Origin of the sequence: Roseburia sp. OM02-15, from assembly GCF_003481835.1 — a bacterium.
GTDB classification, from domain to species: Bacteria; Bacillota; Clostridia; order Lachnospirales; family Lachnospiraceae; genus Eubacterium_I; species Eubacterium_I ramulus_A.
In genome coordinates, this window is record NZ_QULX01000003.1 from 209,858 (window position 1) to 223,293 (window position 13,436).

The following is a 13,436-nucleotide window of genomic DNA, read 5'->3' on the forward strand; positions in this document are numbered from 1 at the left end:
TATCTTTCCTCTGTAACGTGAGGACACGGCATCCGCTACTTGCACACTTACTATTTGCTTTCGCTTTGCATCTCACAAATCCATTCCCTTTATACTTACCTGCCGGAATCTCACCACCACCGGCTCTCTGTAAAGCAGTGCCATAAAGGTACTCCTTTTGTTCATTGATTTTCGTTCATGTCATTTATTTTTTGTTATAGTAGCACTTTACTGTAGTGATGTCAACACTTTTCCGAAAATCAATTCCTACTTTTTCACTCTGTAATCACAATCAACCTTTAAGATTTTCGTCAAAAAATATGTCCTGCATGTTCTCAGATTCTTTTTCAAAAACTTATCAGAATCTATAACATACAGGACATTTAATTTTTACAGGAAGAATATTAACATATCAACCACAAATACCGGGATCAAAAATCGCAACGACCAGGTCATATATCCAAAGAAGGACGGCATACGGATACCATTCTCTTCCGCAATGGATTTTACCATAAAGTTCGGTGCGTTACCGATGTACGTATTTGCTCCCATGAATACCGCTCCACAGGAGATTGCCTCCAGCATAACCTGCGGTACGATACCGACACTGGTCTGCAGACCTGTGGTCGCTCCCAGAGTTCCTGCAGTGGTAAGGAATACCAGATAGGTCGGTGTGTTATCCAGGAAACTGGACATTGCACCGGTTACCCAGAACATCTGCCACGGCTGGGTTAATCCAAGCTCTGCACCTTTTGCTTTCAGGATCAGAAGCGCCGGAATCATAGTAATAAAGATACCAATGAAAAGCACTGCAACTTCCTGAATGGCTCCCCAGGAAAAATGGTTGTCTTCACGTACGCTTTTATTTGTTGTCTTGAAGGAAAGGAACGCTGCCACCAGAATAATGATAACCTCGATCAGAGCTGCATAGGTAAGCTCTACCTCTCCATAAATGTGGATTCCACCGCTGAATGCCTTTGTGGACGGAAGTACACCACTCAAAATAACTGCTACTACGATTGCTGCAAGGAAAATAATATTGTGTGCTCCTACGACACGGATTGCTGCTTTATCGCCGCTCTGAACTTCCGGTGTGATACCATCTGCCAGATCTTTACGATATGCTCTGGAATCCAGAATGTAAAAGATCACAAGTAAAATTGCAACATTTAAAATCATGATCGGGATCAGGCGCAGGCTCCAGAAGAACGGAACGTTACGCATAAAGCCCATCAGCAATGGCGGATCTCCTACCGGTGTCAGACATCCACCGATATTGGATACCAGAAAAATAAAGAACACTACAACCTGTGTCTTTCTGGAACGCCATTTGTTTGCACGGATCAGAGGACGAATCATAACCATGCTGGCACCTGTGGTACCGATCCAGCTAGATAACAACGTACCGATCAGAAGCATGATCACATTTACCTTCGGTGATCCGCTGAGTTCACCTTCTATGGTGATATTTCCTGCTACGCAGAAAAGTCCAAATAACAATACGATAAAGGTGAAATAATCACCTACAATTACTTCCAGTAACTGCTCACCCATTACGCCAAAACCGTAACGGATTGCAAACGGGATCAGAAACAGCAGTGACCATGCGATAACCGCATACTTCTGATTTCTCTCCCACCAAGCCGGTTTTACCAGCGGGAAAACCGCGATACTAAGCAGCATTCCAAGAAACGGAATGCAAAATAACAATGAAATTGAATTGCCTAAGTCCATTTGTGATACCTCCAGTCATATCTTTAAAATCTAATTCACCACAATTTAATCAGTCAATCCCCCATCCTATCTGATATCGATCGGCAGTTTTGCCACTCATCCCCAAATGAATCTCTTATATCAGATAAAAATTGTCATTGTATCTGCTTATATGGTCTCCGGAAGGTTCCAGATTTTCCTTCAACGGATATCCTTTTTTCATATTCTTATTTATAATGTAACCGGTGTGTAGCATCGTCACATTTTCGGTGTCCGAAATACGAACCATTTTATTCTGCCCGATATCCGCTTCTGCATACCAGACCTGATACTCGTCCGCCCGGGGCAGACACGCATCCATGTCCTCATCATCCAGACAGATCACATGATTTAATTCCATCTCCGGCATGCCAAGCAATGCCCGATCCCGCGCGATCTGCCGTGTAACATCTATGTTTTTATGTTCTGCTCTCTCCTGCTGTGAAAAGGATGTTGTATCCTCCATATTTTCAAATCCGTATGTATGGCGGATATTCTGCACCTGACTTGCCGCCAGATTGCCTCTATCCTTTTCATTCCGTTCTTCTTTTTCATCCAGTACTTCACATTCCCATGCCATATCTTCCATGCTGTAGGCCTTTAGATTCCATGCACGGTACAATGCCTGAGTCGAAGCACGCACTCCACTGATTGTAATCCCCAGAATCAGTGGCACAAGCAAGAAAAGACAGATCAGTTTTTGCATTCTATTACTATTATATTTTTGCTTCATACTCAACTTCCGCCTTTTTCCGTACAATTATAATACAAAAAAAGTGAAAAGAACAGATAAAATTTGCCTTTTTCAATACATATTCTATCCAATTCATGCAAAAACGTGACTTTCCGCATAAAATCGACATCTGGTATTATATCATGCCAGCACGTTGACACTCTTGCACTCATTATATTTCAATAATGCGTCCCATCTCCGCTGATGTTCTGTGTGAAATAGAGATAACGGTACGATTTTGAGATACCCGTTTTAACGCCTGTAAAATTTCAAGTTCTGTTTCCGCATCCAGATTTGCCGTAATCTCATCCAGCAGCAATAATTCCGGTTCTGTTACTGCTTTCACCTGCTGGTCTGAGATCCTCGGATCATATAATGTAATCTGATCCCGCACCGTTCCCGGAACCATGTGAAATGTCTGCTCCACATAACCGTATATGTTTCTTCGATCTTCTTCCTGAATCTGTGTCACAGGAACTCCCCGAAGCAGAATTTCTCCACTCTGTGGTTCATACAGCCCCAGAAGCAGTTTCATGATCGTACTTTTTCCTGCACCGGTACGGCCGGATAAAGTCACCCGTTCTCCTGTTTTTACCTGAAAATTCAGATGATCCCGTACTACATGTTCATCATATCCAAAGGTTACATTTCGAAATTCTACAAATGGCAACTCTGCTACATTCTGCATATTTTGATCTGTATTCTGATTCAAAGCATCTTTCTCGAAATCTTCTATCACATCTGACGTTTTTTCATTTGAAACCACATGATCTGATACAGATTTATCTAATAAGAATTCACCATTTTTCATCCTAGAAGATATCTGCTTTTCATCCAGGGCAAAAAATTCATTGATTCTATGAATTCCCGCTGCTGCTGACTGAATCGTCTGAATCTCCATACCAAGGCTTTCCTCCGGTGTAAAAATCTGGAAATTCAAGAATGCTCCGGCATTCTTGTTGCGAGGTGCGCGTCATGCAATTGCATGACATACTTCAACTGCGCACCTCTGTAATCCTGCCGGAGGCTATATCAGATGGGGGATTGGCTCCCACCACTGATACTAGCTTGTTTCTCACCACCTATAGAGGTGGGAGTCATCTCCCATCTGATATAATTCATGATCGCCACTGCGGTTCCGGCAGACATTCCAAATAACGTCAAAACCTGATGATTTCCAGTTGCCGAAAGAAGCATTACAACTGCAACTACAATTGCATTCAGGATCAAAATCACCGGAGAATATATAGCATCGTAAAAATTCGTTTTCTCCATTGCCTGATAAAATACCCCTTACAAACAGTGATTATATCACCATTCATAAGGGGTATTAATCATTTCAAAAATTTTACATAAAATACATACTATGCATCAGTGTTGCAACTTACAGATCACATTTTAATCCAATTACAAAACTCTGTGATCACATTTATCTGTTATACTTTTTGTTTCTTCTTACAACTGATGTACCAATTGCTGCGCCACCGCCTGCAAACAACAGGGCAATCCATAAAGTGAAATTGCCGACATCATCCGTCTTTGGGCTCTTAGTAAGATTACTTGTATTGCCGGTCTTTGGATTCTGAGCAGCTGTGCTTGTCTTTGTATTAACAGACTTTTTCTCAAGAGACGCAATTGCGTCCTCAATGGCTTTCGCCATTTTGTCTACTTCAGACTGCGCTGTAATATTTTTACCACGAACAACAGATTTTATCGCATTTTCCACCGCTGTAAAGTTCTTATAATCATCCTTATTCAAAGCATTTGCCTTTGTAATCGCTTCGTCAACTTTGCTGTAATCAGCATCCTTGTATTGCAGGGCAGCAATTGCATCTTCGATAGCCTTTGCCATTGCATCAACTTCGCTCTGTTCAGTGATATTCTTGTCACGGACAACAGCATTGACGGCAGCTTCTACCGCAGTGAAGTCTTTGTACTCATCCTTGTTCAGAGCGTTTACCTTGGCGATGGCTGCATCAACCTTGGTGTAATCGGCGTCTTTGTAAACAAGGGCACCCATTGCATCCTCAATAGCCTTTGCCATTGCATCCACCTCTGTCTGTTCTGCCAGTGTCTTCCCTTGAACCACCGATTTGATTGCAGTCTCCACAGCTGAAAAATCTTTGTAAGCATCCTTGTTCAAAGCATTTGCCTTGGCAACAGCCGCATCGACTTCACTGTAGTCTGCTGGACCGTTTATCCTCGGATAACCGCCAAGCTGTGCAAATGATTCTCCCAGTAATTTTGCCACAGTGCCATTTTCAAATTCTTCTTCTGTCTTTTCGCTGGCCGTACCAGCATTTTTTGTCGTTCCACAAGCCCCAAAGAAACAGTTTGTATCAACGATGCTACTGCCACCCCACAGGTTACCCGCAAAAATACCGGTTCCTTTGATTCCAGGCACAGCAGTTCCTTCGGTAGAAAGGGTAGCCTGATAAACATAGCAATTTTGAATGGTTAACGCAGAATCCGTCATCTCACCAACAAAACCGCCCGCAAAACTCACGCCCTGAACCTCATCGGTTTTCGAAGTTACAGAACAGTTTGCAACATAGCAATTCGTAAATATAGATTTACCAGCTCCATATGCTGGATCATCATCTGTTTCGCCAACAAAACCGCCACCATAAGCCATAGTTTTTACTTGATTGTTTTCAGCAGCACACTTTTCAAAAGTTCCACCGGTGGAATAACCTACAATACTTCCCGCACAGTTATTATTGTTGTTGCGCTTACTCTCTAAGGAAGAATTCACAACCGAACAGTTTTTAATGGATGCCCCATAGCACACACCTGCAATACCGCCCACATAACTATAATTTTTCTGACCGGTTGCCACAAAGTTTGCGTTTTTCACATGCAGATTTTCAACCGAACCAAAAGCAACCCATCCAAAAATGCCCGCTGTAGCGTAACCATCTGGGTCAACTTTTCCGGCAGAAACCGCATTCGTGATGCTGTGATCGCCACCATCATAGTTTCCTGCGAAATAATAACTTCCAGAATAACCAATTGGTTCCCATGCAACTCCTGTCAAATCAATATCAGCAGTTTGCTTAAAATAGTAGCCATAACAGTTCCCAATACCTGCTTTTTCAGCATCAAGTTCCTCTGCATTACCTGAATTCAGGAACTCTGCCAAAGCAATTATATCCTTCTGCGAAGCAATCAGCCATGGGTCTTCCTCTGTACCTGTTCCACCGCTGAATGACGGTGCTTCCGCTGCAAACGCTGTCATTGGCACAAGTGCCACGATAAGACACAACGCAAGCAGAAAACTTAAAATTTTCTTTTTCATTCTCATCCCTCCAAAATATCTTCTATCTGTCATTTGAGCTCTCCGACAACAGATTTGTTGTAAAAATACACAACCTCTCTTACCCTTGTACACATAACAATATAGCAGATTTTTCCAAAAATCACAATAAATTTTCAGAATATTTTCATTTGATATTTCACAGGGTTCGATAAAAGTAACCCTTCCAGACAGTATCACCGCCATTTGAAAGGGTTATTGGGCATTTCAAAAATTTGTAAAGTTGAGGCATAAAATGTTACTCGACATTCTCAATCGGCTCTACCATGTTCATCTTTGCAATAGATCGCAACAGAATTCGCTTTGCTACTTGCTCATAACAAAAATGAGATTGCAAAGCAATCCCATTTTCGTTAAATTCTTATGAAAACTGTTCAATTATGCGTTCATCTGTTTTGCGAAGTATTTTCGCAATCCCTTGTATTTCAAGGCTTTACACGACCTAACTTTTTTACTGTACGCAACTTTTTATAATTGCGTCAATCTTTTGGTATACGATTAGATATATTTAGTTGACGCACTTTTTTCTGTACGCAATTTCGCTATTCAAGAAAATTTCCAACCTTCGCGATTTCTTGATTGCGATGCTCCTCCAACATGTGAGTATAGGACATTGTAGTAGCATAATTAGCGTGACCCATAATACTCTGTACAAATAGCGGATCAAGTCCTTTGTCAAAACAACGCGTCGCAAATGTATGTCGAAAAGCATGTGGATACAAATGTTCAAAAAACACCGGCTCTCTATGTTCTCTATAAGCCTTTGTAATTTCTTTCATATTAATATTATCTACCACTTTTCTCATATCATGCGCAATCACATATCGTGTAACTGGTGATCCTACTGTGCTCGTAAAAACTAAATCCCCAAACTCTGGATTTGCTCTCCATCGATCTCCTAATTTTTTCTTATACATATCCTGCTTTTCTTTCCAATCCCGAAAACACTTTTCTGTTTCCCCGAAAAAAGGAATGGAACGATATGAGTTTGAAGTTTTAGGAGTTGTAAGTTCTTCAATTTTTTTGCCATCTATATATGCAGTCTGCATAGAACGGTTAATATGAACTACTTTATTTTCAAAATCAACATCTCTCCACTGCAGTCCAGAAAATTCACCAATTCTCATACCTGTTAACAAGAGAATCTTATAGGCTTCATAATAATATTTATTCTGAACCTCATCCAAAAAAATTTTCTGTTCTTTTGGTGTCAGTACTCGACGTTCTTGACTAATATTCGCATCTTTAATTTTAATACCAATGCATGGATTAACTGGTATAATCCGATTTACGATTGCGATTTCACAACACTCTTTCAAAATTCCAAGTGCCTCTTTTACAGTTCTATATGTATACCCTTCTTCTACAAGCTGTGATGTTGCTTCCTGTATATTGATCTGTAACACATTTGCAATCCGCTTATCTCCTAAAAGCCTACAATATGTATTGCGAATCCTTCTATCATATGTCTTTCTGCTAACATCATTTTTCAACTGAGGGGCTTTACATCTGTCAAACCATTCCCGATACCACTCATTCAAAGTAATTGTGGAACACCTTCCACTTGAATTCTGCTGTAACATAGCTTTTTTTACTTCGAATGTTCTTTTCAGCGTTTTCAAATCCTTGTCATATATATCTATTTTTTCGCCGCAAATTACGGCTCTTGCTTCGTATCTACCATCCTTTCTCTGACTAAATCCTTTTCCTAAATCTCGTCCTTTTAGATCTTTACCCATAATCAATATTCCTTTCGTCCTATTGACCATAAAGCAATTTCATATGTATATATTACTCCATTTTCTGCACTTATACAATTGCAAACTTATCAGATGGGAATATTATATTTTGCGCATTGCTCTAAATAGTCATCAAACTTTTTTTTATTTACATATAAACGATTTCCTAAGATAACCGTAAATTTACTAGTTGGACGTTTAAGTATCTCTCGAACCTTTGTTTCTCCCCAACCAGTATATTCACATACTTCCTTTAAACTCATTAAAATTTTTTCCATTTAATATGCATCTCCTTCTTAATGAATAAAGGCAGACATTTGCCTGCCTCCTTAGTTTTGCCACCACCATATTACATAAAAAACATTTGGATTATAATTATTCCTCCCAATGTGACACAGGGAATGATTTTTGACCACTTACCCGTTCTAACAGATGCTGCCCATTCTTTCTCCACCAAAGCAATATCAATATCTTTGACACTTTTTGCATATGGAATGATTCTCTGAAATATTACTAAAAACTCCTGCTGCTTATAATTTCCGCCTCTCACTTCAAATAGATTTTCTTCTACCAGCACCGAATTAACACAGATCTCACTTTTCCGCTTCGGATCTTCTGTGATCTGAATCAAAAAAGCCTGTTTCTTCTTATTAAATATAACGTCCGTAATATCCGAAAAATGTATCCAGCAGGACTCATATACATTTCCAACTGCCTGATAGCATTTCAAGGTCTCCTCTTCAATGGAAATCAAACTGTTTGCTACTTCTGTCACCTGCTCCTCGTATATGCTCCGTTTCTTCCATAATAAGATAGCGGTCCAAAAGAAACTGCCTGCTGCCACACACCAACCTATATAGCAGGCATGTATTCCAAATATGACTGGAAGAAACATGCATAGGATGCCTGCTAAAAGATAGACCAACATGAAGATCAGACAATTTAATGCCCGCTCATACGCGGTTATTTCCGCCCCCTGCTCTGGGTAAATGCATATTTTTTCCATATACGTTACCTCGCAGACCGGATGACACGTGAAATGATACCGATTGCTACTTCCTTTTCTTCATCCATTCTCGTGCATATAAAATATACGTCATCCTTTTTGCGTGGCAGTAGCTGACGGTCTTCCACGGAATGAGCAATCGCATTCGTCCCAACCTGCAGGCGGATAAAAATCAAACCATCATGGATTCCCGTTACTGTTCCGATATATTTTCCCTGCTTTTTGCATGCGTAACATGTGGTATGGTCTAATGATTTTCCTTCCACCGTAATACTCAGTTTTCCACCTGCTTCCTGAATCTTGTGAATCCGCACCAGCGTCGTATCTCCTACGCGGTAATGTTCCCTGGCATCTGCCATCCACGCCTGTGCTAACTCAAACACTCTTGAAAAACACTCCAGGCCAAAGCACTCCAAACGGAGCAGATGTTCTGTAACCGCCAGGATTCTCGCTTCCACAACACTCCCTTCCTGGATCAGCGGTGCTTCATCTTCCACTTGTGGGCGGTAAAAGTTTTGCACTTTTTTCTCCATTGCCTTTTTTCGTGATGCGACCACCGAATGTGTCGCAGTATCCAGTTTTAATACGATGAAATCAATCTCACAACCAATCATGTTAGATGTGATACGGATCTTCTTGGTCATATCCCCCTCATCCTGTTCTGACAGAATGATGTTCATCTCTGTTACTGGGATCATCACACGATAGCCCTGGTAATCTGCCAAAGCCACATTCACAGTTTTTCCCTCTCCAATGGAGTGCCGCTCCATGGAGATCAGCATGCCTGTCAAAATCTTCTGCTTGAGCATGGAATTCTGTAATTCGTGCCAATTCAGATCATCGGTTTCATTGTCATTTTCATATACAGATGCTGCCAGACGATCTAACGTGATGATCTGATCCGTACCGGTCACCGGCTTGCTTACCGCTCCCAGTCCTTCTGTTTCGGAAGTTTCCTCCACCTGCAGCATCTTTTCTTCTTCTTTCAGTTCCACAATCTAGTCCTTTCTTATGATGCAGTTTATTTTTGTTGTTCCCATATTGTGTATATACTTCGATTTACCATATTCGGAAACTAGACGTTATTCTGATCCTGGAACAGCTTCTCAAAAAACGCATCCAGATTTGTGTCGGAATCCTGCTGCCCGTTGTCGCTTTCCCCTGCCATTACTTCCACTTCCAGATTTTTATCTTCTACAAACGGCTTTTGTGCCTCTTTTTCTTCTGCAGCCTGTACCAGATCTTCCTCTAGATCAACAAACTTCGGCTTCCATTCTTTTTCAAATACAGCCTGTCCATTTGGGAACCTGCCCTTTGTCGCATATTTTTCTTCCATTTTCTTTCGCTGTTCCAACAGCATGGTTCTCTGTTTCCCCCATCTCTCACTGTCTTTGACTACATAACGTTCCGGATCAGAAACGGCTTCGCGCAAAAGCTCGCCCCGACTTTTATATGCACAGCCTCTTCCACTGATATCATGTCCCTGTTCATACCTCCAGACCGGAAGAAATTCCTGTGGCATGATACGCCGCAGTTTCAATGCCTCCGGATGTTTATAAAATGGGAACTTTTTGAGTCGTATCATCTTCGTGCCCCGAACAAATAAAAGCATCTCATCGGTATCAAGCCGCATGATTTCGTCCGGTGTGTATACCGGTCTCTGACCAACACCCGAATTTCTTGCCATATCCGGCACATAGTCTGTCAGACGCACTGTTTTCAGATTTTTCCGGATGGTCTCCACCTCAATGGTTGACAGTCCGGTCAGTGCTGAAAAATATTCTGCTGTCGTGGATTCATTGCATCCTAAAAATAACCGGAAATCACAGCCGCCGATCAGTTCTTCCCATACACCATCCGGATAACGATTTTGGAACTGTGGAATGTTCTGAACCATCAAGACCATTCCAATATCCCGGCTTCGCGCCGTTGCCTCCTTCTGCTGGATGCTGTCAATGATTCCGATGTTGGGCATTTCATCAAGGATGAAATAGACCGGCACATCACATTTTCGTGCTGGCTGCCGGTCGGCATAAGCCATTATTTTGATAAACGCCATGGAGATCATAAGGGCATTGAGCATGTTATACGTTGTCGTTGTATCAGAAGCCATGCAGAATATCGCTGTTTTCTTCTGAGCCATCCGTTCCAGATTGATCTGCTGGTAACCTGTCATCCGCTTGATTGCTTCATCCTGAAAAATTTTCAGGCGGGAACCAAGTCCCAGAATCGCATTGCCTTTATTCTGCGGGGATTGGCAGAACAAGTTATAGGACTGTCTGGCAGGGTGCGTGACCGGAAGCGCAAAAAATTTTGCGTCCAGCGATGCTGCTGATTCCTGCAAAAGCATGTTATATGCTGTACTGAACTGATGCAGTTCCTGGGGCATGACTGTGACTACATATAGCACCAGGGCCTTGAGCAATACTTCCTCAATGTCGTTGAAAAATGCTTCGCTGTTAATACTTGTCGTATTCTGGATGATCGTGTGACAAATGATGTCTACATATTCCAGCTCCTCTTCTCCACTGATCTCCTGCAAAATATCCCATCCATCCGAATTCCAACGGTTTGACAGGTTCCACAGTCCAACTTCATATCCTTGGGAATACAGATAATACACCATGTCTCCGCACAGTTCCCCTTTGGGATCTGTGACACAGAAAGACTCTCCCCGTATCACGCATTGGATGATCATGTTTCTGGATATAGCAATTGATTTAAACGATCCTTGTGAACCCGCGATAAACAGATTCCGGTTATATGGCGAGTCACGAGGAATGGACACCACCTTTCCATCCATTGTAGTTCCCAGAATAATGCCATCCGTCTCCAACGCACTGTCTGTGATCGATAGATAATTTTTATACTCCTCTTCGGTTGCTATCCGGCTAGTCCCATAGGTTCCCTTGGCAGAATAGGAAAAATTTCGTTCATCCTCGTTATCCCTGGAACGTCCGACCACCTTAATGTACAGGATCAATGCCACGATCAGGATCAGGCTTGTGCCATAACCAATGTGCCCCTGCCTTGTAATTACTGCTACTTTTACTGCATGAAGAATGCCAAACGACAAATTCCCCTCTGGCTTCGCCAGGATTGCCAGGCATCCACCTGGATATAGGGCACCGCAGACAATACATAGCACTTTTACACGCGTATACATTGTATGTTCTTTCTTTGGAATTTTTCCCAACCACTGTGAGAATGTCTGCTGCATTTTTTCAATATAATAACGGTATCTCATATGCGCCTCCTTCTACTTTAGATATACGTCAATGAGATACCGTCAGAAACTAAACTTTCATCGAGTTGCATAAGTCAACTAGCATAAATCCACCGGCTATTCTATACTATAAGCAATAATGGAATATGCTTTGACACAATTCATTTTGCCAACTTACAAATGAATCGAATCAATTTCAACCCAAAAGTTTGTTCTGTAATAAATTTTTTAAACTTTTTTTCATTTGCATGAAAAATATTTACTTTGACAGTTGTATGTATAGTAACAGGAGTAAAAAATATGAATACTTATGATTACAACATTTCGGATATTGTAAATAAGTACAGCAGGCATGTTGCAATGCTATCGTACACTTATACCAAAAACATCGCTGATGCAGAGGATATTGCTCAAGATGTCTTTCTACAATTAGTAAAAAGCAATAAGAAATTTGAAAATGAAGAACATTTACGCGCATGGCTTTTTCGCATCGCTATTAATAAAAGCAAAAACCACTTAAAAAGTTTTTGGATTAGCCACCGCAGTGATTTTCCAACAGAAAATACTTCTATACACGAAAAAGATTATGATTTAATTCGCTCTGTTCTCGAATTAGAACCAAAGTACCGAATACCTATTCATCTTTTTTATTATGAAGGATATTCCATAAAAGAAATCAGTGCCATTCTTCATGAAAAGGAAGCTACTATCGGAACCAGGTTAGATCGTGCAAGGAAAAAATTAAAAGACAAATTAGAAAGTGATTACTATGGATTATAAAAATTATAAACATGCATTTCAGCAAATCCGTTTCTCTGAACATTTAGAAGAAGATATTCTTTCAAACCTTGAAAAACGGAATAATAAAAGAACTCATACTAAATTATTTTCACGTGTTATTTTTACAAGTGCTGCTGCCCTATGTGCACTCACATTAATTGTTACACTTAACAGATTGGATTCTCTGGATTGCGATTTGCTATCTGAAAATTCACTTGCAGAACTAGATAACATTTCAAATATATCAATCTGCCAGACGACTACTACTGAAAACCAGAAAGTCGAAATACCTGATCATGAAATGGTAATTCTTGATCCTGCCAGTGAAATTGAAAAAAATAAAATTGTTTCTTTTTCTGGTGAAACTAATCATGCAGATAGCAATTATGAAATTGGTTACATTTATAATGGAACGTACAATAAATTAGACGGATTAAACAATAACCCATCATTTGATGAAGCATTTTGTACCACAGATACAGGAAAATACTACATGTGCATTTCAAACTATTCTGCTCAAGAATTGTCCTTTGACACAAAACTAACAATAACTACGAATGATTTAATATACCATACTAACTCAGTATATTTATCAAAAGACAGTAGCATCACAATCCAAACTGATCTTATCAGTGAAAATTGTATTGCATATTACATTGAAAATTGTCAGACAAAAAAATTGACAAAAATTCAATCATCAACAAAAAAAGTAGCAATTAATGCAGATGGATCATACCGCATTTTTGGTATTACATCCCAAAATACTATTATTGATTTGAAAGATTGCCTTTCTATTGAGCACTCTGTTACCCAATCAGATAGTGACTCTATTATCCCATTATGTTATTGATACTGTCATATGTATGGACTATGTAAGGAGGTGAATTTATCAAGTATCCAATGAC

General features: G+C 40.5%; 12 protein-coding genes and 1 other annotated feature (1 of these 13 cut by a window edge). Of the genes, 2 read left to right on the forward strand and 10 right to left on the reverse strand.

What is annotated here, in order from left to right; translation table 11 throughout:
- Positions 1-174: a binding site (T-box leader), on the reverse strand (it extends 104 nt beyond the left edge of the window).
- A 195-nt stretch (positions 175-369) separates the two neighbouring features.
- From DXB15_RS04435 to DXB15_RS04480, 10 genes are all read right to left on the reverse strand, one after another.
- The gene (locus tag DXB15_RS04435; protein WP_118702172.1) at positions 370-1,713 is read right to left on the reverse strand and encodes a sodium:proton antiporter; all 1,344 of its coding nucleotides are present in this window, start codon (positions 1,711-1,713) and stop codon (positions 370-372) included.
- 115 nt (positions 1,714-1,828) lie between these two features.
- On the reverse strand, positions 1,829-2,464 hold the full coding sequence (locus DXB15_RS04440) for a hypothetical protein (RefSeq protein ID WP_147404764.1): 636 nt from the start codon (positions 2,462-2,464) through the stop codon (positions 1,829-1,831).
- 172 nt (positions 2,465-2,636) lie between these two features.
- Positions 2,637-3,404, reverse strand: coding sequence for an ATP-binding cassette domain-containing protein (locus DXB15_RS04445; protein ID WP_330427465.1), 768 nt, complete (start codon positions 3,402-3,404; stop codon positions 2,637-2,639).
- A 92-nt stretch (positions 3,405-3,496) separates the two neighbouring features.
- A complete protein-coding gene (locus tag DXB15_RS04450) occupies positions 3,497-3,739 on the reverse strand; it encodes a hypothetical protein (protein WP_330427466.1) in 243 nt (80 codons plus the stop codon).
- A gap of 154 nt (positions 3,740-3,893) precedes the next feature.
- Positions 3,894-5,762 carry a hypothetical protein gene (locus DXB15_RS04455; RefSeq protein ID WP_118702175.1) on the reverse strand — a complete coding sequence of 623 codons (1,869 nt, stop codon included), beginning with the start codon at positions 5,760-5,762 and terminating at the stop codon, positions 3,894-3,896.
- A 560-nt stretch (positions 5,763-6,322) separates the two neighbouring features.
- Positions 6,323-7,519, reverse strand: coding sequence for a site-specific integrase (locus tag DXB15_RS04460; protein WP_158582190.1), 1,197 nt, complete (start codon positions 7,517-7,519; stop codon positions 6,323-6,325).
- 89 nt (positions 7,520-7,608) lie between these two features.
- Positions 7,609-7,797 carry an excisionase gene (locus DXB15_RS04465; RefSeq protein WP_109216538.1) on the reverse strand — a complete coding sequence of 63 codons (189 nt, stop codon included), beginning with the start codon at positions 7,795-7,797 and terminating at the stop codon, positions 7,609-7,611.
- A gap of 71 nt (positions 7,798-7,868) precedes the next feature.
- Positions 7,869-8,525, reverse strand: coding sequence for a hypothetical protein (locus DXB15_RS04470; RefSeq protein WP_147404765.1), 657 nt, complete (start codon positions 8,523-8,525; stop codon positions 7,869-7,871).
- Positions 8,526-8,530: 5 nt separating this feature from the next.
- Positions 8,531-9,520: an RNA-binding protein gene (locus DXB15_RS04475; RefSeq protein WP_118702178.1), complete on the reverse strand. Its 990-nt coding sequence runs from the start codon at positions 9,518-9,520 to the stop codon at positions 8,531-8,533.
- Positions 9,521-9,600: 80 nt separating this feature from the next.
- A complete protein-coding gene (locus DXB15_RS04480) occupies positions 9,601-11,772 on the reverse strand; it encodes a VirD4-like conjugal transfer protein, CD1115 family (RefSeq protein WP_118702179.1) in 2,172 nt (723 codons plus the stop codon).
- 279 nt (positions 11,773-12,051) lie between these two features.
- On the opposite strand from DXB15_RS04480, the gene DXB15_RS04485 reads away from it, so the two are divergent.
- Positions 12,052-12,531 (forward strand): RNA polymerase sigma factor, encoded by a 480-nt coding sequence (locus DXB15_RS04485; protein WP_118702180.1) that lies wholly within the window; start codon positions 12,052-12,054, stop codon positions 12,529-12,531.
- The gene (locus DXB15_RS04490) at positions 12,521-13,381 is read left to right on the forward strand and encodes a hypothetical protein (protein ID WP_118702181.1); all 861 of its coding nucleotides are present in this window, start codon (positions 12,521-12,523) and stop codon (positions 13,379-13,381) included. The genes DXB15_RS04485 and DXB15_RS04490 overlap by 11 nt, the downstream gene beginning before the upstream one ends.
- Positions 13,382-13,436 lie beyond the last annotated feature (55 nt).

Excerpts from the sequence above, each read along its gene's own strand:
- DXB15_RS04435 (WP_118702172.1), bottom strand. The coding sequence starts at position 1,713 with ATGGACTTAGGCAATTCAATTTCATTGTTATTTTGCATTCCGTTTCTT.
- DXB15_RS04455 (WP_118702175.1), bottom strand. The coding sequence starts at position 5,762 with ATGAAAAAGAAAATTTTAAGTTTTCTGCTTGCGTTGTGTCTTATCGTG.
- DXB15_RS04440 (WP_147404764.1), bottom strand. The coding sequence starts at position 2,464 with ATGAAGCAAAAATATAATAGTAATAGAATGCAAAAACTGATCTGTCTT.
- DXB15_RS04485 (WP_118702180.1), top strand. The coding sequence starts at position 12,052 with ATGAATACTTATGATTACAACATTTCGGATATTGTAAATAAGTACAGC.
- DXB15_RS04470 (WP_147404765.1), bottom strand. The coding sequence starts at position 8,525 with ATGGAAAAAATATGCATTTACCCAGAGCAGGGGGCGGAAATAACCGCG.
- DXB15_RS04490 (WP_118702181.1), top strand. The coding sequence starts at position 12,521 with ATGGATTATAAAAATTATAAACATGCATTTCAGCAAATCCGTTTCTCT.
- DXB15_RS04480 (WP_118702179.1), bottom strand. The coding sequence starts at position 11,772 with ATGAGATACCGTTATTATATTGAAAAAATGCAGCAGACATTCTCACAG.
- DXB15_RS04450 (WP_330427466.1), bottom strand. The coding sequence starts at position 3,739 with ATGGAGAAAACGAATTTTTACGATGCTATATATTCTCCGGTGATTTTG.
- DXB15_RS04460 (WP_158582190.1), bottom strand. The coding sequence starts at position 7,519 with ATGGGTAAAGATCTAAAAGGACGAGATTTAGGAAAAGGATTTAGTCAG.
- DXB15_RS04465 (WP_109216538.1), bottom strand. The coding sequence starts at position 7,797 with ATGGAAAAAATTTTAATGAGTTTAAAGGAAGTATGTGAATATACTGGT.